Below are 22113 nucleotides of genomic sequence, written 5' to 3' on the forward strand. Positions count from 1 at the left end.
TGATAATGACGGAAGCGGGAATCTACGCAAAATTTGTCGATCTCAGCCCCTTTGAGATCAAGGACGAACTCATCAGGCTGGCTCAGGCCGACAAGTCGGGTCGTGCATATCTCAACGCCGGGCGAGGCAACCCCAACTGGATCGCAACCAAGGCGCGCGAAGCTTTCTTCCTTCTCGGTCAGTTCGCGCTGACCGAGGCCAAGCGTGTTTCCTTCGATGAAGAAGCGGGTCTCGCGGGAATGCCGCCCGTCGACGGATGCTACAAGCGGTTGAAGGCATGGGTGGAAAAGCGCAAGGGCGATCCGGACACGCCCGGCGCTGAGACGCTCGACGCTGTGGTGGATTTTGCCATCAAGAAATTCGCCTTCGAGCCTGACAAGTTCGTCAACGAACTCACGGATTCGATTATCGGCGACCACTATCCGGTTCCCGACCGCGCGTTGGTGCACAACGAAGCGATTACTCATGAATATCTGATGTGGGCCATGTGCGCTGGCCACCGCCCGACCGCAAAATTCGACCTCTACCCGGTCGAAGGCGGCACCGCGGCCATGTGCTACATCTTCAAGGCGCTCAAGAATGCGCGCCTTCTGAACTCCGGTGATACGATTGCGCTCGTCACGCCGATCTTCACGCCCTATCTCGAGATGCCGCATCTCGAGGACTATTCGCTGAAGCAGATCCATGTTTCGGCGGAGGCGGAAGACCGTTTCCAGTTGACCGAGGAAGACCTGAAACCGCTCGAGGACAAGTCAGTCAAGGCGCTGTTCATCGTCAATCCCGGCAATCCCTCCGCGGTCGCGATCGATCCGGAAAGCATGGACCGGCTGGTCAAATTCGTCAAATCAAAGCGCCCAGACCTGATGATCCTGACGGATGACGTCTACGGCACCTTCGTGCCGAATTTCGAATCCGTCATGGGCCATCTGCCTCACAACACGATCGGCGTCTATTCCTATTCGAAGTATTTCGGATGCACCGGCTGGCGCCTCGGCGTCGTCGCCGTCGCCCAGGACAACATCTTCGACAAGATGCTCCGAAAGATGCCCGAGGCCACGCAAAAACTTCTCGACGCGCGCTACAAGGCTCTGACGCCGCATCCCCGCGATCTCAAGTTCATCGATCGCATCGTCGCCGATAGCCGCGATGTGGCGCTGAACCACACGGCCGGCCTGTCGCTCCCGCAACAGGTGATGATGTCGCTGTTCAGCCTCGTGGAAATGATGGACGAGGAAAAGATCTATCAGAAGGCGTGCATGGCCATCTGCCAACGCCGGTTCGACAAGCTGATGAACGGAATGGGGATCGAGTTCAAGGCTCGCCCCTATTTCGACCGCTACTACGGCATCATCGACTATGAATACTGGGCGCGCAAATATGTAGGCGACGAGGTGACGGACTGGGTGAAGGAGAACGTTCATCCGCTCGATATCGCCTTCAAGCTAGCCGAGGACCATGGCATCGTGGTGCTGAACGGATCGGGCTTCGAGGCGCCGAACTGGTCGGTGCGCGTGTCCTTTGCCAACCTGCCGGACGAGGCCTACGATTCGATCGGCAGGGCCATCCGTGCGGTGGCGCGAGGTTATCTGCAGGCCTACCGCGCCGCCAAGGGCGAGACGGCTCAGCCGTAGGGCGGGTCGCTATTCGATTTGTAGAAGACGCAGCCGAAGAGATCCTACGCCGGAGATCGCCACCATGCTTCAATGGTTTGCCGCAACGCTTCAGAAATATCCCGAAATCGCCATCTTCCTGTCGCTTGCGATCGGCTATTTCGTTGGCAAGTTCACCTATAAGGGTCTCGGTCTCGGTGCCGTCACCTCGACCCTGCTCGCCGCCGTGGTCATCGGGCAGCTCGGCATCGTCATATCGCCGAACGTCAAATCGGTCTTCTTCCTGATGTTCCTGTTCGCGGTCGGCTACGGCGTTGGGCCGCAGTTCGTGCGCGGTATCGCTTCCGACGGCCTTTTTCAAGCAAAGTCATTGCGCGCCAGTTCCTCCGCGCCGTCCTAGCGGGGGTATCCCTCCGCCGACGGCCGTCTGTTCTGATCTGCTGATTGACGTTAAGTCCATAGCTTATGTCATGCGCTACAATTACTTGGTCGCCGAGGGGATTGGTCGGACGAAGGGAAGGTTCGGATCGTCGAGGAGAGCTTGCAAGCCTTTCTGCAGGCTCAGTGACGGCGCGGCGATATGGATTGTCGCGGTCATTGTTGACAAGTCGAGATCGTTCCCGGCTGGGAGAGGTTCGAAGCAATCACGGCCTATTTGAGATTCATCATTAGTCATCATCGATCGAACGGGTCGCCATCGTAACCGAAAGCACGCTTTTGAGAATTATTCTGCCGCTTGCTGGCCACGGCGTTCATCCCGCCTTCGAGGACATTACAGGTGCACTCGCAGTTGCTTCGTGCGGGGAGGAAAAGGACGTCTGAGCAAATTCTATGAAAATGCGCGTATTCTTCATTCTATCGTGCTATTATTAGTTGTTTCTAAACTGCGACCTGCCGAGGTCGGTTCTGGCTACGGCCCCTTGTGGTTTCCAAACATATCACTGCACACACGAGCACTCGCTCTGGCAGGGCGAGGCTATGGGAGGACGACCATGATACGTCTTGTTTCAATCGCACTAGCAGTCGCGGGCCTTGGCTTGGCTGGCCAAGCATTGACCGCGGAAGCAGACATGTCGAAGGTGACCTGCAAGGATGTCGGAGACATGCCGGCCGCCAAGACCATTGGCGTGGCCATGTGGGTGAATGGGTACGTTCACGGCAAAGCTGGCAGCGCCATGATTGACGGCGACAAAGCCCACGCGAATGCGGAGAAGGTCGCTGCTTATTGCAAGAGCAACCCCAGTTCTACCCTCGCCGACGCCATGGAAGCAGTATCCAAGATGTAGGATATTTTGCCGGTGGCGGCACTGACGCCGCCACCATTGCATTGAGGTCCTATATTGACCTTTGCCACTCAGTAGCGAGGTGGAATTCTTACACACGTCCAGTAGCGTGCACTCTCCCCACGAGTGCACCATAAGCAGTCGAACAACTTCGACTTCTGGAGGATGTTGTCGGTAAACCCGGCGCGGTTCACGGCGATGAAGCGGAATTGATCACAGGGCTTTCCGTGGCATCAACAACGAGTTGTTCCGCTTCCTAGATGTATGCGTTGACGCGTTCAACGTCACGGGGCTCAAAAAATCTCGGCGGACGATACAAATTCCCAATCGCTGCCGGAGAATGCATCTATACCCGAAATGGGTACTACTGGCCTCGATGAGGTCCGCGACAGGAGCGACTAATCAGCATAACGCGCTCGAAGCGCATGAGTGTCCGGTTTCTCTCCTGTCAGGATTTCGTCCCGTGGGTTCACCGTCCGTTGTTGCTCCTTGCCCTCTGCCGGCCCGCGCCGGTCAGATCGTTTGGTAGGTCACCGTGCTGCTCATCAACGGGCAACCGCAGCCGTCTCCGACACCTCCGGGCGTCGATAAACTCCACTCTTGTTTAGAAGCGCCCAGACAATCCGCGCCATCTTATTGGCCAGCGCAACTGCGGCCACCTTGAATGGGCGACGGGCAAGCAGCGTCCTCAGCCAGGGCTGTGCTCGCTCATTTTTGCGGGCGCCACGGAGGACTGCTGTCGCTCCAAGAACGAGGAGGCATCGAAGTTCGGGATTTCCCATCTTCGAGATGCGCCCCATCCGTTCTTTCCCTCCACTCGAATACTGTCTCGGCGTAAGTCCCAGCCAGGCGGCAAAGTGACGAGCTGATTTGAAACCACCGGGGTCTGGCACCAGCGCCTTGACAGTAGCCGCGATGATGGCGCCAACGCCAGGGATCGTGGTCAGCCGGCGCATATCCTCATCAGTCCTTGCTTCGGCAACAATAGCGCGATCAAGCCGGTCGATCTGGCCTGCCAGAGCATCGATCTGATTGGCAATCGCCATCAAGGCGAGCCGCGCTGCCGCAGGTAAGCGGACATCCGTGAAATCGGACCGCCACCAGCGTCTCGACCTTTCCCATGCCGGCGGCATCAATGATACCCAATTCGCTCAGATGCGAACGCAGGGCATTGACCACCTACGTTCGCTGCTTCACCAGAAGACTGCGGCTCTTAAGCACTATCGCTTCCGCTTGTTGCGCAGCCGTTTTGACCGGAACGAACCCCATGGTCTTGCGCGTCACGGCCTCACTGATGGCCTCGGCGTCCGCTGCATCTGTTTTACTCCTTTTAACGAGGGGCTAGACATAGGCCGGGGGAATAAGCCGCACGTCGTGGCCGAACCTGGCGATCTCGCGAGCCTAATAATGGGCGCTGCCACAGGCTTCGATTCCGACAACGCAGGCAGGTTGCTTCGAGAAGAAATGCAGCACTTCACTACGTCGCAGCCTCCGGCTGAAAAGTTGAGAGCCGTCCTCATCTGCTCCGTGAACTTGAAAAATGTGCTTCGCCAAATCCAGCCCGATGGTGCTAATCTGCTTCATGGAACGGTCCCTCCCTTGTGGCGTTTGAACAACGACCACGTTTTAGCACAATGATGCTGTTGGAGCGGGCCGTTCCCCCCCATCAGCATAAGCAGGAAGCCTCAAGCACAGACTTGAGTATAAGCCTATTTCTAAGCTCTCTGCTCACGGCTCTGATGTGAAGATTGAGAAAGTCGTGGAACAATCGCCGAGACGAGACGACCACTGATCTCGGAGTCCTAAAATCGGGAGGACAAACGGCTGCGAGGGACGCTCCAGGCACAAGGGTCGCCTCACCAGGGTTACCGCCCAGTGCAAGAACCTCAATGACGCAAAAACGGCCACCATCAAGGTCTGGGGATATGGCTGGGCATTAGAACGGATCTCATTAGGGCACTATTTCGGACGGGCACGCCCCCGCAACGTCTTGCCTCTGCCAGTGGCGTGCGGGACTTAATCCCCTCGCGCAGCTGATCGGGTGTGATCTGTAGACGTTTTTCGATCCGATTGCCGCTCAAGATGAAACATGGGGAGCGAGGCCTGATCACGAAGCCCGGTGTATCAGAATTGCCACTCTCACTAGGCAACTGGAACAGTCGCAAGGAGAAAGCTGCCAGATTGAGTATTCTTTTTTAGCAATGCATCATAGCCTCATCCGGCTCAAACTGAGTGGAAACGCTGCCGCCGGCTGTTCGAAGGCAATAGCAGACGGTCGGCGGCGTTTCATTTCATCCATCGACCACTAAAAACTGCCCCGGGATCGCACAATGAAGTTTTGAACCGGATTTCGACGTAGCGCACTGCCATGTCCCTCCGTCATACAATCCCACTGGGTTGGCGACGAGCATCATGGAAGCCCACCCCGATTGAAACGCCCTGTATTGGGTGACAAAGCTCTCCGGCCTCCCAGCGGGTGGCGTCCAGGCACTCGTATTGAAGTCTAAAGCTCCGGTTCGATCGGATCTTTTCCATTCGTACCGGCTATGGGACCTCGACAAACTGTTGTCTGGGCTGAGGCGCCACAAGGCCGACCTGCTGCGGGTTCTGGAGCGACCTGAAATGCCACTGCATACGAACGCGTCGGAAAGAGATCTGCGCTGCTTTGTCATCAAGCGAAAGATATCACGGCGGCACCGTGAGCGGCAATGGTCGGCAGGCGCGCGATAGCATGCTCGGTCTGATGAAGACCTGCCAAAAGCTCGGCCTGTCGTTCGGGCATTATCTTGGGGAACGGCTGGGCATTGGCGACGGCGACCATTTTATTCCGCCACTCCCCTTCATCGTTGCGGGACGAGCCTGAGAGCATCGTCCCCTATGGGACGACAGCGACGGCGCTCCAAAATCCGTAAAATTCGTCGGGTCTGCCACCAAATCAGCCCCGCTTACACCGAAACAGGTCTGGATGGGCAGATTCGCTAAATCATAACACGTTGAACTTATGGTAACAATTCCGTTATAAGAAGCGATACAGGGGATTGCTTCCGCTGCTCATGACAATCTTCGGCTGCAGTTCGAACCATCGATAAGTACTGGTTATCGGTGGTTGATTGATTTCAGGGTGCAAATCAGAAAGAATCGGGGCAAATCACGGTCCTGGCGGCCGCTGAAACCGTCCTTTTGGAGCGCCCCGTGGCCAAAGCCAAGAAAACCCAAAATGCCGTCGAGCGCCGCGCTGAAGAACTCGACACGATCGCCGCCGTCCTGCCGATCGAGCGCCGAGACGAACTCGCCGAACTGTTGACCGACCAGGATGTCGAAACGCTGCGCCATCTCGTCAACCAGGGCATGGGCGACAATACCCTTCGCGCCCTGACCTCGGATCTCGCCTATCTCGAAGCCTGGGGGATAGCCGCCACCGGACGCTCGCTGCCGTGGCCGGCGCCCGAGGCGCTGCTTTTGAAATTCGTCGCCCATCACCTCTGGGACCCGCAACGCCGCGACACGGATCCCGATCACGGGATGCCGGCCGACGTCGACGAAAGCCTCCGGCGCCAGGGGTTTCTCAAATCCGTCGGTCCGCATGCGCCGGCGACGGTGCGCCGCCGGCTGGCAAACTGGTCGACGCTAACCAAATGGCGCGGCCTTGACGGCGCCCTCGCCTCCCCTGCCCTCAAATCCGCCATTCGCCTCGCTATACGCGCTGTTCCTCGGACCCGGCGTCGCAAGAGCGCCAAGGCCGTCACCGGTGACGTGCTGGCCAAACTGCTGGCGACCTGCGCGACCGACAGCCTGCGCGATCTCCGCGACCGCGCCATCCTGATGGTCGCCTTCGCCTCTGGCGGCCGTCGGCGCAGCGAGATCGCCGGACTGCGCCGCGAACAACTGACCGTCGAGCCGCCGATTCTGGTCGAAGGCGGAAGCCCCCTCCGCTCTCTCGCCATCCATCTCGGTCGCACCAAGACCACCAGCGGCGAGCAAGACGATGTTGTCTATCTTACCGGTCGATCAGTGGAGGCGCTCAATGCCTGGATGACTGCTGCCAAGATCGATAAGGGAAGTGTGTTTAGGGCGATTGGGCGATGGGGAACTGTTTCGCGGCGCGCGCTCGATCCCCAGTCGGTCAATGCGATGATCAAGCAGCGGGTGGCGATGGCTGGATTGGACAGTGGGGAGTTTTCCGCACACGGAATCCGTTCGGGCTATCTTACGGAGGCCGCAAACCGCGGCATCCCGCTTCCTGAAGCGATGGAGCAGTCAAGACACCGATCGCTGCAGCAGGCATCGAGCTACTATAACAGTGCCGAACGTCGCAGCGGTCGCGCAGCAAGACTGCTATGACCGCAAGATGGATGCCACGGGTAGGCACCGCAGCCCGGTCGATATGGTCACGCTACTTAAATCTCGACAGATCGAGCACTTTCGTGTGGTGACGCCACCATAGCACGAGGCACCAACAGACAGAGGTGCGAGTTTGCATACCCTGCCCTATAGCTCTTCATCAAACTCCTCGTTTGCGAAGCCATAAGTTTCCTCATAAAGTCGATGCAATTGCACCCGACCCAGGATTTCCCGGTGTCCATTTGCAAACTGGAGTTTCCCGACTGTATCAAACCCTCGGCGAACCGCCCCTGAGAGGCTTTGCAGCAACTCCAAGTCGAGCGGCGGTTGAGACTTATCAGCGTCAAGTTCCTCGGCCATTCGAGCGACTACGCCAATCACAAATGAGAGGCCACGAGGAATAAATGTCGCTATCAGTTCACGCGCCCGCAGGCACATCTTCGAACTCTCGGGCGTGCCGTTCGGATTGCCACCCAACGCTCGCTGAATCTCGTTTACCGGTTGGCCGCTAATCCAAGCTTCAATGCCGGGTTGTATGGCTTCAAGCACGGCAGCTGTGAGCGGGGTACCAGCCTTCTTGCCCGCCGCTGATATGGCGGATTTTTCCACATCTCTCAGCAAATGCTCGCACGCATCGGCATCTTCCTTCAGCCATCTAAACACCCATCCGATCCATCCCTCTATGGTCGTTGGCAAGTTCCCTAGCCCATCGGAAAGACGCACCCTGAGCTTTTCCAGAAGGTCAAGGGGAAGCCCGCTCTGGGATGCCATCAATAGGACGACCGCCTGAGGATCGTTCTCGACGGCCTCCTTTGCGAAGTCCCACAGTTCTTCGACCTTCTTCAGGTGGTCGTCCTGCTTCTTCTTTTTCTCGGCCAGAAACGAACCGAATGACCGGGACATCAAGTTATCGGTTGATGCGACGTCGACGTCCGCCGCGCTCAACGCCACGAGGCGATTGATCGTATAAGTTACCTGTCGATCATCCAGCTTCCCCTCCATGACGCGGTCGAGAACTACCTCGAGAGGATCGGTAATCGTGACACAGCGATCGTCCTCAGGCAGAACAGACTTCAGCTTACCCTTCAAATCCGCGTTCAGCACCGCTCCTGGCTTGAACGTCGTTATCGGTTCGGGAACCAAGATGACGACGCCATTGGCCAGGTGGCCCGCCCTGCCCGCACGTGCTGCGGCGTTCAGGAGTTCATGGGCTTCGAGCGCTTCTCGCTTCCCATCTGTCGCACTCGAACGTTTATCGCCCGCCAATACGGCGAGATGGGCCGGGAGATTCAAACCTTGCGCAAGAGTAGGCGTAGCTACAATCACGCGCGCACCGTCGTTTCGGCGAAACAGCCGCTCAGATAAAGCGCGCTCTAGCCGAAGCATCGATGAATTATGCGGGACAGCACCGAAGTTTGGTTCGCCAAAGATCGAATGCTTAGCATCGCCGAGCTCCAGTACGAGAGCATCCCATAACGACACTTCGCTTTCGTTGAGAACGACGGCTTCGCCCAGTTCACTGGCTATCTTCTTCGCCGTTCCGACTGCATCGGCTTTTGTGTTGACGAAAACGATGGTTTTGAGCCCGCTTTTGTGGGCGCTTAACGAGATCGCCGCAGCGACGTCGTTGGCGTTAGGGGTTGCCCAAATCCTTACTCCTTTGAAGCCACCTGCCAACTGGAATGCGTCGTCCGAAATACTCGTGAACGCATGCGCCGTCGTCGATCTCGTCCAATTATGTTGCAATCCCCAGACCACGTAGGGCTGCGCCGTGATCTCACGTTCGGCAGGTGCGCGCAGGCCTTTTGCAATCTTTTTTTCTTGAACGTTTTTTGCTTTCTGGACGGTTTTTGCGCGTTCGACAGCCTGCGCGATTTCATTTTCCTCGTACGTAACGACTCCACGAGCCTGGCGGCTTGGCTTCCAGAGCAGATCGACCGCCAGACAGGGCCGACCGGTGAGTTTTGCAATCCACTCGGAAAACTCTGGTCCGTTTTTCAGCATCGCCGAAAGGAAAAGCATATCCGCTTCCGGAACAGCAGCTCGAAACGCCAACAGGCACAGCATGCCATCAAGGGCACGGCCGATTTTTCCCGATTCCGCGCTTAGGAGATGGCATTCGTCAAAAACCAGCAATCCAACCTTATGGAACGACGTCGGGGAATAGGAGAGCATCGCCAGGCATCGCTCCGGTGTCATGACCTCGATGTCCTGCAGCTGCGCTTCTTCCAGGAGCAGGGAATCGTAGTCGCTGGAAACCTCTAGCCCAAACTTGTCGGTTGGGAACATCTTCTGCAGGTCGTCGGTGAGTTGCTCCACGAGGGCGTGCGTAGGAGCAAGGAAGATGACCTTTTTCTTACGAGCGAGCGTTGCGGCGATCTTCAGCACGCTGATTGTCGTCTTACCGGCCCCGGTCGGCAAGACGAGGACCGCGGAATTCCCAGTCTCGTAAAACCCCTTGTGGATTGCTTCCCTATGGTTTCGCCAAACATAGGGCGCGTCCTCGGCCCTAAATGTGAGCCATCGTTGCCAAAAGCCGGCGTCTGCGCCATCGGGCGGAGGCAATTTGGTGAGCGCAGCCTTGTCAATGGCATCAGACGCGGAAAGCAACATGGAGGCAAGATGGGTTGGCCCCGCATAGGCAGTGCGCAGCTCACCACCGAGCATCTCCTCACCGGCCACTTCCACATTCGCGCAAAGCTCTATGACTTTCCGAAAGGCATCCTGAGCAGTAGCGAACCTTCCAGGCGTCGCTTCAGGGACCGCGACTGACATCAAGTTCGCTGCAAGTCTCTCAATGCCTTCGATCACAGCCGATGCGAGGCTACGAAAGGCTCGGGTCTGGATCGTACCAATTATCGGCGCGTCGACGCGCCAGCGATTGGCGCGGGTGAGTATCGAGGTCAGCCTACCCTGGACCAAATCGCGAATGTGGTCACCGAGGATCCTGATTTCGAAAGGTCCCCGACTCCGGGGAATGGATGCTCCTGCCTCGTAGGCGTCAGCATATTGTTCAGCTCCCAGGAAGAGCACAGCTGCCGATACCGCCGGATCAACACCATCGCGACTGATCGGCGATGTATGCTCGGTCTCAAAAGCGGGAGACGATCGCCGTGCAATAATTTGCTGAGCTGTACCCGCTACGAAGGCGGCAGCCCGGCGTAGTTCCGGATCCTCTTCAATGGACGCGACAATCTCATAAACGTCAGCGATACGATCGAGCGACCATGTTTCCTTCTCTGAAGCGGCGTCATTTTCCCCCTTGAGCCTTGCCGAGACTAGCTCGGCATAGTGCCGCGTCAGCATCTGAGGGATTTGTTGGGCATCGAGCTCGGGCAAACTAGGCGCGGCTCGAAGAGAGTTCCGATGTGCGGATGTCAAACATGGTCGGCTTCAAATTGCTTGAGTTCTTTAATTACTTCTTCAGCGAGTTCCTGAAACCACCCGCGCAACTCGCTGACAATCAATGTTGCTCCAATGCGCTGGTCCTTGGTGATATCGGCTAGACCGTTGTAACCCTTGAAGAGCTTCTTCCGTCTCGTGGCCGTCGATACCTCGGCTCCAACGGTCAGGGCCGCCCGATAGGTCCGAAAGCTCTTGTCGAGCACCCTGGCGGCTGCCTTCGTTGCTTCGGTCCCGTTAAGCCCAGTTTCTCGGATCAAACTCACCGCGTTGGCAACCAAATCGCGCATTCGTTTGCTGGCGTGGTGCTCCCCAAAGGTCACGAGTACCTCGCCCTTGAACTTCTTCCGCGGATTTTCCGTGCATTTGTCCTCGAAGATAGTTGCGCCAACCATCACCGGCTCAGTCGGATCCATTTCGATCGCAAGGCCGTCGAGACCTTGCGTCGTGGAAGCAATGTGCGGATCCTTCATGAAGGTCCGGGAACTGCTCGACTGACGGGCAACAATCCAGGAAATGCATTCAAACAAAAAGCCGTCCCGATGGTAGCGCGAGACTTCTTTCTGCGCATCGGTTTGTCCCCGGATCAACATTTGACCCCGCGCTCCGCGGAACAGTTCCTCGTCTGACAGAGCAGGACCATGAGGTTCAAGGGCGTCGATGATCCTCACAGCATGCTGCGCCTGCCCAAGCGCGATGACCGCAATCAATTTCGCCAATTCTTCGAAATCATTAACCGCCCATTGGAGGCCGGTGACGTCGTCGTCGACCTCCACCGTCGTAGATGTTACAGCAGCCATTCTTTCAAAGTCCCCAACCCAAATGCCGAGCGGAAGATATGGAGAAACCCATAGTCGTTCAATGGGTTAATCGGTGACAGTCGAAGAGTTTTCAGGCTCTTAGTTACCGACGTCATCGCAACGAGAGGTGCGAATAATTCTCGCCAGCGGATTAAGTCGCATATAAGTGCCATACAACACGCGGGTTTGACGGCGCCTTCGCCTCCCCCGCCCTGAAATCGGCCATTCGTCCAATGCTCAGATGTCCAGGGCATGAAGAGCGGCACCAGCCCGCAAGCTCAGACATCGGCAGTACGAGTTTCCGGCCGGAAACTTTGAGAATTTACCAATAATCTTCAGTGGCTTAGCCTGAAACACCTCAATTTCGTTCGATTCACGCGGTGGCGTTGTTCGGCACCGAGTTCGCCCTCAGCTGCGCAAAGAGCATCGGCCCAAGCGAAAACTCCCCTCGCCGCGCTTTCGCGGTCAGATCCCGAAGATATCCCCCCGCCGAGTTGATGTGCCCACCACGCTCGTAGATGCACGCTATCGCTATCGCCGCCCCGGCCTGCCCCATGACTTCGCACGCCTCCTCGTAGGCCGAGGGGCTAACACCAAGCATGGACCGAACTGTTACCGCGGCTGACATCATTTCGCGCCAGCTACCGATAGATCCCCCTGGGCCAAACGGTGCAATCTCCGGGCAGGCACGCAGCACCATGGACAACGGGAACGCCTCCGGTTCGGCTTTCCGCTCTGTCCGCTTGTTTGTCTCGGACTTTTCGCCCTGCTTTTTTTCGAAGCGAGGTTCAAGTTCATTGCAGGATTCGGTATTTGAATTCTGTATGTGGCATCCGTCGGCGATGGCATTGCCATCGTTTTTTGCGGTTTCTTCTTTAATTTCCAGCATCCTGGAGACTTCCTCGTGAAGAAGGCTCATCTCGTCGAGGCTCGCTATCAGATCCTGTAGAGTCGGGCGCCGAACGAACCTTCCTACAATCTCGACAAAGCACGTTTCCGCGGCAGTCCAATCGCCCGCAAGGTTCTCTTCCATCCCAACAGTGATCAGCTTGCGGACATCTCGCCGAACGATCGTGAGGCGGTCCTTCGTGATGCGGAAGCGGCGCTGTTCAGTAGCCACGTCTTGGGCGAGGGCAGCAAACTCGCTGGCGCGCGCAAGAAGCGGCGCGAGGCTGAAGCCGTACGCATCCTCGATTTTTCCTTCGTCGCCTTTTCGAGCGTAGCGCTTGCCGTTAGGGCTATCCTTGCGGATGATTACACCGGCCTCCACCAGCGAACCGAGGCACTTGCGCAGGGTTGTCCCAGCGATGCCATTTGTGCGGGCTGATAGCTGAGCATTCGATGGGAAGACGACCAAGTTCCTCTCGTTGCTGAGTTCGGCAACTGGGAAGAATGTTAACAGTGCATTCAAGACGGCCAAGGCTCGATCTTGAAGGCCAAGGCGCGAGCGGGCGTCGCTTACGTCGCGAAACACACGCCACTTATCCACCGGACCGGCTGTTACAGCCTGCTCGGTCTTCACCTGACGCTTCACCAGGGCAAGCGTCATCGGCCGCCGCCCAAAGGGCGTCGTGATATAACCCGTTTCCATGTCCTTCACCTTTCACAAGGCAAAGAAAAGGCTACGCCGGTGTGGCGTTGACTCTTGACTGTGATTCCGGGAAATGCGATTCTCTAAGCGACCAAACTGAGAGAGGCCTTCTGGAACACCGTTTCGGAGGGCTTTTTCTTTGCGCTATCGGCACCTTTCTTCGTTACGACTCATCTATTGCTTCGACTTCTTGAACGAAGCGTAGATCTCTGGGAGAGCCGACATCAGGTACTCACCGAATTCCGGCGCTGCCTTCTTGTCGATCATCAATGTCAGTGTTCGTCTGTCCTGGCGGAAATTCGCAACCTTGACCCCATCGTCGGCTTGCCAGACATCTGCCTGAACTTTTCCGTTCTTAGGTTTCTTTGGTGCAACTGCGTCGAAAACGCGGACAAATCGCTCATCAGAACCTAGGGAGCCGACGTCGCTGGTCGACAGAAGGGCACGCGCCTTCTCTGCCGCCCCTCCTACAGCCAATCGCGATGAGAGCTCATACCAGCGATCACGGCCCGTCTTTGGGGCAGCACCAATCAGCCGGATGATGTCGTCCGGCAATTGGGTCGCAGCCTGAATCAACCGTGAAAGGTTGCTCTTGTCGACAGCCAGCGCTGCCATGATGACGGGGCGCTGGTACCCACTCGCTTCGAGCTGGGCCGCATAGAGCGCCCGCTCGATAAACGACAGATCCTGACGCGCACTGTTTTCCTGACCTTGCGCCAGTACAAGCTCGTCATCTGTCAGATTTCTGATTGCGGCCTTTACCTTGAGGCCGGCCGCTTTGACCGCTCTCAATCGTCTGCGGCCGTAAGCGATCTGATACCGTCCTTCCACGGTCGGGTGAGGGCGGACAAGAATTGGAACCTGCTGCCCATTCTCGCGGATGTTGCGAGCAAACTCCTCAAACTGAGCCCCATCCTCATCAAGTCGATCAGTAACGGACGGCGCATCTATCAGTTCGGGATCGAGTTCGCTCAGTCCCTGCGACTTCAAGGCTTCAATCGAACGAGAAACTGCACCGATTGCACCTCGAGGCGCGTATTGGGGGGTAGGGAAGTCGGCCGCCCTGGCTCCATCGACCTCCGTAGCTGATGAAGCAGGGGCTTTCAAATCTGAAAGGAGATGTTTTCTAGCCATCTTGCTTTCCCTTGAGGCGCTCGTGATAAGCCTGATGCGTGGACATAGAGAGTGCAAAATTTGAAAAGTTTCCGGCTGGCAACTTCTCCGTCAATGTCGCGTTTCGTGGGATCTCTACTGCCATTATTTGCGGCCCCAAGATGATTGAATGAGCTGTTCGATTTCGCTGTTCACGTTGTCGAGCGATTCCATGGCTCGGTCGTATGTTGCTCGCGTGAACTGGTCGCGGCTCACCTCATAAAGAGTCTGCTTGGTAATCCCCGCGTCTGAAATGGCTGTACTCTTGAGCATCGGGTGGTTCAGGACATGGTCGCCAAACATCGTGCGCATAAACGACACCATCTGGTTTTGCGGTCCGTCCCCTGGCTCATAGCGCGTAACGAGATAACGCATCCAATCGTAGTTCATGCTGCCGCCGGCATCCGCCACGACGCTCAAAAGCTCTGAGGTCATCAACAGAAACTGGCACATCGACATCACATCGAGCATCTGAGGGTGGACGGTGACAAGAACGGCCGTTGCGGCGCACAGAGCGGAGATTGTCAGAAAGCCGAGCTGGGGAGGGCAATCGACGACGACAACGTCATAATCGTCCGCCACTGACGCAATTGCGTCGTCCATTCGCGTGAAGAAGATGTTCTTGCGGTCGCTAGAGCTGAGTACTTTGGCGGTATCGTGCTCGAATTCCATAAGCTCGAGATTGCCCGGAACGAGATCAAGGTTCGCAAAGTAGGTTTTCTTGATTACGTCCTTCAGCGGGCGACGCTCTTCATCGTAACGAACGGCGCCGTACAGCGTCTCGTTGTCCCCGACGTCAAACTCAGGCTGGAATCCGTGCAACGCGGACATACTGGCCTGCGGATCAAGATCAATCGCAAGAACCCGATATCCATTGAGCGCAAGATACTGAGCTAGATGAGCAGCCGTCGTGGTTTTACCGCTGCCTCCCTTGAAGTTTACCGCGGTTATAACCTGCAAGTGCTCACGACCACTGCGACGCGGTGAGTAGCGACGGTCACCCTTGCCATTCTCGTCGAGATACTCGCGGAGCGCCTGAATAGTCTCGACTGAATACGAACGGCGATTGTTATTTCCGATCTCAGGCTGCGGCCCCTTGCCCTCGATCGAGAGGTGGCGAAGGTAGCCATCGTTGACACCTATGAGCTTCGCAGCCTCTGTCGATGAAAACGACCGAAGCGTCTTTCGAGCTTCGGGTGGATAGAGTTTCACGCGATGCTCGTGAAGCGCGCCCGAGAGATCTCGCGCGTGCGCCGCTATCAGTTTATGAATAGCCTTCTGAAGCTGAGCGGGATTCTCCACGACGTCCTCTCGTACACACGGTAAATTTCGTAAATACATCTTTTTGCCGTGGATAGGACAACTCATTCCAGCGCGTTTTGCAAGATTTTTAAAGTTAACAAAGCCTTAACGCGAAACGAACATTCGAGCGCCACCACAACTAATCCTTAGATTCCAGCGATTTATCCATCTTATGATGCATTCTCCCTGCCGACATTTCCTGTGATTCATATTCTGCTCCAATAGCGGAACTTGCTGGCCCGCCACCGAATCGACGCGACCCTGACGGAATCACCCGCGACTCGCGAGGTGCAAATTTGCACATGGACTTCGCGCGGCCACCGGGGTCTGTCTCCTCACGCACTCAACCGAGGAGACGATCTTCCCCATGCTTCAGTCGCACTCCCGCCTTGTCCGCAAACTCCAGGACGCACTTGGCGAGCGCCTTTGCGTTGCCCTTGAAGACCCGACAGTCGTCGAGATCATGCTCAATCCAGATGGCAAGCTGTTCATAGAACGCTTGGGTCACGGCGTTGCGCCAGCTGGTGAAATGCAGGCGACCGCAGCCGAGACTGTCATCGGATCGGTAGCGCACGCTCTCCAATCCGAAGCCGACGGAGATCGACCAATCGTCTCCGGCGAACTACCGATTGGCGGCCACCGCTTCGAAGGCCTTCTGCCTCCCGTCGTCAACTCGCCAACGTTTACGATCCGCAGGCGCGCTTCACGGCTCATTCCACTCGACGACTATGTGGCCGCGAACATCATGACGGAAGCCCAGGCTTCCATCATCCGCAGCGCCATCACCAACCGGCTGAACATCGTCATCGCTGGCGGCACGGGCTCAGGTAAGACAACACTCGCGAACGCGGTCATCGCCGAAATCGTTTCCGCCGCGCCGGAAGACAGGATGGTGATCCTCGAGGACACGTCCGAAATCCAATGCGCCGCGGAAAATGCCGTCTGCCTCCACACGAGCGACGCGGTCGACATGGCCCGACTTCTCAAGAGCACGATGCGCCTGCGTCCCGACCGCATCATCGTTGGCGAGGTGCGCGACGGCGCCGCACTGACGCTCCTGAAAGCCTGGAACACAGGACACCCCGGCGGCGTCACGACGATCCATTCCAATTCAGCCATGTCGGCGCTTCGCCGCCTCGAGCAACTGACGTCGGAAGCCAGCCAGCAGCCAATGCAAGCCGTAATTGGCGAGGCGGTCGATCTCGTCGTCTCGATCGAGCGCGCCGGGCGGGGCCGCCGGGTGAGGGAGGTCCTCCATGTGGAGGGGTTCAACGGCTCGCGCTACCACACAGAACACTATCCGCAGATCGATGAGGACAGTCATGCTGCATAATCGCTTTCTCCGTTTGGGAACTATCGGCGCATTGATTTGCGTCTCTCTTGCCGGCCCCGCACTCGCAGGCTCAGGCGGAAGCCTCCCTTGGGAAGGCCCGCTGGAGCAGATCCAGCAATCAATCACGGGACCGGTTGCTGGCTATATTGCGTTGGCGGCTGTCGCGATTGCCGGCGGCATGCTGATCTTCGGCGGCGAGCTCAACGATTTCGCGCGGCGATTGATGTATGTGGTGCTGGTCGCAGGGATCCTGCTCGGCGCGACAACGATCGTCGGCCTTTTCGGCTCGACCGGCGCTTCTATCGGTGGCTCGTTTGTCGCCGAGCAAACCGCGGTCCCGAATGCAAATCGGGTCGGGGGAGGGGAGGGGCGTCATGGCTGACGCCGGCACAGGGCTTCATCGCAACCGGATCCACCGCGCTTTGTCGCGGCCGAACCTCTTGATGGGAGCGGATCGAGAGCTCGTGCTTCTGACCGGGCTCGCGGCGATCATTCTCATCTTCGTGGTGTTGACCGTCTATTCGGCCCTGTTCGGCATCGCGATCTGGATCGTGGTCGTCGGCGCGCTCCGCATGATGGCGAAATCGGACCCCATGATGCGCAAAGTCTATGCGCGTCATATGCGGTATCGGGCGCATTACCTCTCGACCTCCGCGCCCTGGCGCCAATACTGAGGATCTCGCGATGGTCGCTTTACGAACATTTCGATCGACTGGTCCATCATTCGCCGACCTCGTTCCTTATGCGGGCCTTGTCGATAACGGCATCCTCCTGCTGAAGGACGGCAGTCTGATGGCCGGGTGGTATTTTGCCGGTCCTGATTCCGAAAGCGCTACGGATTTCGAGCGCAACGAGCTTTCCCGTCAGATCAACTCGGTCCTCTCGCGACTTGGTACCGGCTGGATGATCCAGGTCGAGGCCGTGCGCGTGCCGACGACGGAATACCCGTCTGCTGAACGAAGCCACTTTCCCGACACCGTGACGCTGCTTATCGACGACGAGCGCCGCAGGCATTTTGGACAGGAGCGCGGGCACTTCGAAAGCCGTCATGCGCTCATTCTGACCTATCGGCCGCCAGAGCGGCGCCGATCGGGACTGACCCGATACATTTACTCGGACACGGAAAGCCGCTCGGCGAAATATGCCAATACCGCTCTTGATGCATTTCGCCGCTCGATCCGTGAAATCGAGCAATATCTCGGCAACATCCTTTCCGTGCAGCGGATGCAAACCCGGGAGGTTCCCGAGCGCGAAGGTGCACGCGTTGCACGCTACGACGATCTTTTCCAATTCATTCGGTTTGCGATCACCGGCGAGAACCACCCCGTCCGCCTGCCAGAAATCCCCATGTACTTGGACTGGCTCGCTACGGCGGAGCTGGAGCATGGACTGACGCCGCGGGTCGAGAGCCGGTTTCTCGGCGCAATCGCGATCGATGGGCTTCCGGCCGAGAGCTGGCCGGGGATCTTGAATAGCCTGAACCTAATGCCACTGACATATCGATGGTCATCGCGTTTCATCTTCCTGGATGCGGAGGAAGCCAAGCAGCGCCTCGAGCGGACCCGCAAGAAGTGGCAGCAGAAAGTACGGCCGTTTTTCGATCAGCTGTTCCAGACACAATCCCGCTCGATCGATCAGGATGCGATGGCGATGGTCGCCGAAACTGAGGATGCGATCGCCGAAGCCTCATCTCAATTGGTGGCCTATGGCTATTACACCCCGGTCATCATTCTCTTCGACGAAAACCGATCTGCACTGCAGGACAAGGCGGAAACGGTCCGTCGCCTCATCCAGGCGGAAGGCTTCGGAGCCCGCATCGAGACGCTGAACGCGACCGATGCCTTTCTCGGCAGCCTGCCGGGCAACTGGTATTGCAACATCCGCGAACCGTTGATCAACACGCGCAATCTTGCCGACCTTGTTCCGCTCAACTCGGTCTGGTCGGGTCAGCCATCCGCGCCATGTCCTTTCTATCCCCCCGATGCGCCGCCGCTCATGCAGGTGGCGTCCGGCTCGACTCCCTTCCGACTGAACCTGCATGTCGACGATGTCGGCCATACCCTGATTTTCGGTCCGACCGGTTCCGGCAAATCCACGCTCCTCGCTCTGATCGCTGCGCAATTCTGCCGCTACGAGAAGGCGCAGGTTTTCGCATTCGACAAAGGCAATTCGATGCTGCCGCTGACGCTCGGTGTCGGCGGTGATCACTACGAGATCGGTGGCGAGAACGGGGAGGGGGCCAGTCTTGCCTTTTGCCCATTGTCAGAGCTTTCGACCGACGCTCATCGGGCGTGGGCCTCCGAGTGGATTGAAACCCTCGTTTCGCTTCAAGGGGTCACGATTGCGCCGGACCATCGAAACGCGATTTCGAGGCAGATAGGGTTGATGGCGTCGGCGCCCGGTCGCTCGCTGTCGGATTTCGTCAGCGGCGTCCAGATGCGGGAGATCAAGGATGCGCTCCACCACTACACGGTAGACGGCCCGATGGGTCAGCTCCTCGATGCGGAAGAGGATGGCCTAACGCTTGGGCGCTTCCAGTGCTTCGAGATCGAGCAGCTGATGAATATGGGCGAGCGTAATCTCGTTCCCGTTCTAACCTATCTCTTCAGACGCATAGAGAAGCGGCTCGATGGTTCACCGAGCCTCATCGTTCTGGACGAAGCATGGCTGATGCTGGGCCATCCTGTGTTCCGCGACAAGATCCGGGAATGGCTCAAGGTGCTGCGCAAGGCGAACTGCGCCGTCATCCTCGCGACGCAGTCGATCTCCGACGCTGAGCGCTCCGGCATTATCGACGTCCTGAAGGAATCTTGCCCCACCAAGATTTGCCTTCCGAACGGCGCAGCCCGGGAATCCGGCACCCGCGAATTCTACGAGCGGATCGGCTTCAACGAGCGGCAGATCGAGATTGTTGCGAACGCCATCCCGAAACGCGAATATTACGTGACCTCGCCTGACGGCCGCAGGCTTTTCGACATGTCTCTCGGTCCGGTTACGCTCTCCTTTGTCGGCGCCTCTGGCAAAGCCGATCTCGCCCGCATCAGGGCGCTCTCATCGACCCACGGCCACGAATGGCCGGGTCAGTGGCTCATCGAAAGGGGGATCAACCGCTATGAGTGAAGCAGTCCAGTTTTTGAAGCTCGGCAAATCGTTGGTGGCTATATTGGTCGCCGCCGGCCTTACCGCTACGCCCACTGTCTCCTATGCAGGAGGCGCAGTAACTGGCGCGACCGAAATGACGCAGCTCTTGAACAACGGCGAGCTGATATCTTTGGTCGGGCAATCGAGTGAGCAGATCACCAATCAGATCACCCAGATTACCCAGCTTGCCGAGCAGATCCAAAACCAGCTCAATATCTATCAAAACATGCTGCAGAATACGGCCCAGCTTCCGAACCATATCTGGGGCCAGGTCGAAGGTGACCTGAACCAGCTGCGCGATATCGTCAATCAGGGTCAGGGCATCGCCTTCTCCATGGGTAACGCCGACGATCTTTTGAAACAACGCTTCAAAAGCTATGCGGACCTGAAGACAAGCCTGCCGAACGCCGAGAGCTTCTCGTCCACCTATCAGACGTGGTCGAACACGAACCGCGACACGATTTCCAGCACGCTCAAGGCCGCAAGCCTCACCGCCGATCAGTTCGACAGCGAAGAGGATACGATGGGCCAACTGCGATCAATGTCGCAATCGGCGGACGGCCAGATGAAGGCACTTCAGGTCGGCCACCAGATCGCCGCTCAGCAAGTCGCCCAGATGCAGAAGCTCCGCGGAATTGTCTCCCAGCAGACGACGATGATGGGGACCTGGCTGCAGAGCGAACAGACGGACAAGGATCTGGCACAGGCGCGTCGCGAGAAATTCTTCAACGCGAACGTCCAATCCATTCCCGCCGGACAGAAGATGGAGCCTCGCTGGTGACCCGCCCCGTACTGATCGCCGTCGTGTGCATTGTGATCGCAGGGATTGCTGCGGTCACCACAGTCGTTCTGGTGCGTGGAGAAAGCTCCGCCCCGCCGCAGATGAGTGAAGAGCAACGAGCAACACGCGAGAAGTTCTTTGGCACGGGCAAGGCGCTGCCGCCGATCGAAAAGGGCCAGGAGATGCGCCCGAGATGGTAAAGCGCGGTCGGAGAAGCACCATCCTGGTTGCGGGTATCGCCTTCCTCGCTTTGGCAGCACCGGCTCTCGCCCAACAAGGCCAAGTTCTTACGGAGTTGGAAAATCAGGTCTCGACGGCCGCCAAAGGGTGGGAAACCACCGTCATGGATGCGGCTAAATCGCTGTTCTGGATCCTCGCAGGTATCGAGGTTGGCATTGCCGCCGTGTGGCTCGCGATCCAGGCAGCGTCGCTCGACAGCTGGTTTGCCGAGCTCGTCCGACGCATCATGTTCATTGGCTTTTTCGCCTTTGCACTCACACAGGGCCCGACTTTTGCCAAGGCCGTCGTCGATAGCCTGTTCCAGATCGGCGCCGGTGGCGGCTCTGCGTCTCCGGCCGAAGTCTTCGACGCCGGCATTCGCGTTGCGTCTCAGATGTCAGAACAGGCGAAGTTCGGCGTCTTTGAGGACAATGCCCTAGCGATCGCCGCAGTGCTTGCTATGGGCATCGTCGTCATCTGCTTCTCACTCGTTGCGGCAATCTTCGTCTCGGTCATGGTCGAGATGTATGTCGGCCTGCTGGCAGGCATGATCATGCTCGGGCTCGGCGGCTCATCCTTCACCAAAGACTTTGCGATCCGCTATCTCGTTTATGCCTTCGGCGTTGGGATGAAGCTGATGGCCTTGGTCATGATCGCCAAGATCGGCTCTAACGTCCTGCTTGGGCTCGCGCAGGCTCCGACAGCCGAAAGCGACCAGTTCATCACCACACTCGCGATTGCTGGCATCTCCGTGGTCGTCTTCATCATCGCGATGTACGTTCCGAGCATCATCCAGGGCGTCGTGCAAGGAGCCTCCGTCTCCGGCGGCATGGAGACAATCCGCCACGGCGGACAGGCGGCCTCGTTCGCAGCGGGCGGCGCGTTTCTCGGAGCTGGCGCCGTCGGCGCTGGTTTTGCCGCCGCGCAGGCAGCGCGCGCCGGTGGATCATCGGCCGCAGGTTCAGTACTCCGGGGCATGGGCGCGAGTTTCAGTTCCGGTGCCATGGCTGCCGGATCCGCCGCCAAGGAGAAGGCAATCGGATCACCCGGCGCTTATGCCGGCTCCCTTCTCGGCCTGGCCAACGCGAAGCTCGACCAGGCAAGAGGCAATCCGTCAACTCCGACGCCCCCTCCGGAAAGACCGGACAAACCATAATT

Annotated in this window: 17 protein-coding genes and 2 pseudogenes; 13 read left to right on the top strand and 6 right to left on the bottom strand. The window is 57.9% G+C overall.

Annotated elements, in window-relative coordinates; translation table 11 throughout:
* The first annotated feature begins 5 nt into the window (after window positions 1–5).
* The 3 genes and pseudogenes from IB248_RS05505 (at window position 6) to IB248_RS05515 (ending at window position 2896) form a co-directional block, all read left to right on the top strand.
* Window positions 6–1631, top strand: coding sequence for a bifunctional aspartate transaminase/aspartate 4-decarboxylase (locus tag IB248_RS05505; protein WP_169680671.1), 1626 nt, complete (start codon window positions 6–8; stop codon window positions 1629–1631).
* A gap of 64 nt (window positions 1632–1695) precedes the next feature.
* Window positions 1696–1974, top strand: a pseudogene (locus tag IB248_RS05510) (aspartate-alanine antiporter); the annotation flags it as partial.
* Window positions 1975–2602: 628 nt separating this feature from the next.
* Window positions 2603–2896 (top strand): HdeA/HdeB family chaperone, encoded by a 294-nt coding sequence (locus IB248_RS05515; RefSeq protein WP_192240481.1) that lies wholly within the window; start codon window positions 2603–2605, stop codon window positions 2894–2896.
* A gap of 542 nt (window positions 2897–3438) precedes the next feature.
* Here the strand turns inward: IB248_RS05515 and IB248_RS05520 are convergent.
* Window positions 3439–4477, bottom strand: a pseudogene (locus tag IB248_RS05520) (IS110 family transposase).
* An 864-nt stretch (window positions 4478–5341) separates the two neighbouring features.
* Between IB248_RS05520 and IB248_RS32360 the strand changes: the two are divergent.
* The 3 genes from IB248_RS32360 (at window position 5342) to IB248_RS05530 (ending at window position 7234) form a co-directional block, all read left to right on the top strand.
* Entirely contained in the window at window positions 5342–5623 is a 282-nt protein-coding gene (locus IB248_RS32360) for a transposase (RefSeq protein ID WP_312867271.1), read from the top strand.
* Window positions 5592–5756, top strand: a complete 165-nt coding sequence (locus IB248_RS31575; protein WP_246734720.1) for a hypothetical protein — start codon at window positions 5592–5594, stop codon at window positions 5754–5756. Before IB248_RS32360 ends, IB248_RS31575 begins: the two co-directional genes overlap by 32 nt.
* A 329-nt stretch (window positions 5757–6085) precedes the next feature.
* On the top strand, window positions 6086–7234 hold the full coding sequence (locus tag IB248_RS05530) for a site-specific integrase (RefSeq protein ID WP_192240482.1): 1149 nt from the start codon (window positions 6086–6088) through the stop codon (window positions 7232–7234).
* Window positions 7235–7381: 147 nt separating this feature from the next.
* On the opposite strand, the gene IB248_RS05535 is transcribed toward IB248_RS05530, so the two are convergent.
* From IB248_RS05535 to repA, 5 genes are all read right to left on the bottom strand, one after another.
* On the bottom strand, window positions 7382–10573 hold the full coding sequence (locus IB248_RS05535) for a DEAD/DEAH box helicase (protein ID WP_192240483.1): 3192 nt from the start codon (window positions 10571–10573) through the stop codon (window positions 7382–7384).
* Between the two features lie 38 nt (window positions 10574–10611).
* Window positions 10612–11436, bottom strand: coding sequence for a hypothetical protein (locus IB248_RS05540; protein ID WP_192240484.1), 825 nt, complete (start codon window positions 11434–11436; stop codon window positions 10612–10614).
* 373 nt (window positions 11437–11809) lie between these two features.
* Entirely contained in the window at window positions 11810–13027 is a 1218-nt protein-coding gene (gene repC, locus IB248_RS05545; protein ID WP_192240537.1) for a plasmid replication protein RepC, read from the bottom strand.
* Between the two features lie 174 nt (window positions 13028–13201).
* Complete coding sequence (gene repB / locus IB248_RS05550; RefSeq protein ID WP_192240485.1) at window positions 13202–14161, bottom strand: plasmid partitioning protein RepB; 960 nt, start codon at window positions 14159–14161, stop codon at window positions 13202–13204.
* A gap of 123 nt (window positions 14162–14284) precedes the next feature.
* A complete protein-coding gene (gene repA / locus IB248_RS05555; protein ID WP_210332952.1) occupies window positions 14285–15520 on the bottom strand; it encodes a plasmid partitioning protein RepA in 1236 nt (411 codons plus the stop codon).
* Window positions 15521–15848: 328 nt separating this feature from the next.
* On the opposite strand from repA, the gene trbB reads away from it, so the two are divergent.
* From trbB to trbL, 7 genes are read left to right on the top strand one after another with little or no spacing between them, the layout of a single operon-like run.
* On the top strand, window positions 15849–16814 hold the full coding sequence (trbB, locus tag IB248_RS05560) for a P-type conjugative transfer ATPase TrbB (protein ID WP_192240486.1): 966 nt from the start codon (window positions 15849–15851) through the stop codon (window positions 16812–16814).
* Complete coding sequence (locus IB248_RS05565) at window positions 16804–17196, top strand: TrbC/VirB2 family protein (protein WP_192240487.1); 393 nt, start codon at window positions 16804–16806, stop codon at window positions 17194–17196. The genes trbB and IB248_RS05565 overlap by 11 nt, the downstream gene beginning before the upstream one ends.
* On the top strand, window positions 17189–17488 hold the full coding sequence (locus IB248_RS05570; RefSeq protein WP_192240488.1) for a conjugal transfer protein TrbD: 300 nt from the start codon (window positions 17189–17191) through the stop codon (window positions 17486–17488). Before IB248_RS05565 ends, IB248_RS05570 begins: the two co-directional genes overlap by 8 nt.
* A 10-nt stretch (window positions 17489–17498) precedes the next feature.
* Window positions 17499–19934 carry a conjugal transfer protein TrbE gene (locus tag IB248_RS05575; protein ID WP_192240489.1) on the top strand — a complete coding sequence of 812 codons (2436 nt, stop codon included), beginning with the start codon at window positions 17499–17501 and terminating at the stop codon, window positions 19932–19934.
* Window positions 19927–20736 (top strand): P-type conjugative transfer protein TrbJ, encoded by an 810-nt coding sequence (gene trbJ / locus IB248_RS05580; RefSeq protein WP_192240490.1) that lies wholly within the window; start codon window positions 19927–19929, stop codon window positions 20734–20736. Before IB248_RS05575 ends, trbJ begins: the two co-directional genes overlap by 8 nt.
* On the top strand, window positions 20733–20936 hold the full coding sequence (gene trbK, locus IB248_RS05585; protein ID WP_192240491.1) for an entry exclusion protein TrbK: 204 nt from the start codon (window positions 20733–20735) through the stop codon (window positions 20934–20936). The genes trbJ and trbK overlap by 4 nt, the downstream gene beginning before the upstream one ends.
* A complete protein-coding gene (trbL, locus tag IB248_RS05590) occupies window positions 20930–22111 on the top strand; it encodes a P-type conjugative transfer protein TrbL (protein WP_192240492.1) in 1182 nt (393 codons plus the stop codon). The genes trbK and trbL overlap by 7 nt, the downstream gene beginning before the upstream one ends.
* The last annotated feature ends 2 nt before the right edge of the window (window positions 22112–22113 follow it).

This window comes from Rhizobium sp. RHZ01 (genome assembly GCF_014851595.1).
Lineage (GTDB): Bacteria > Pseudomonadota > Alphaproteobacteria > Rhizobiales > Rhizobiaceae > Rhizobium > Rhizobium altiplani.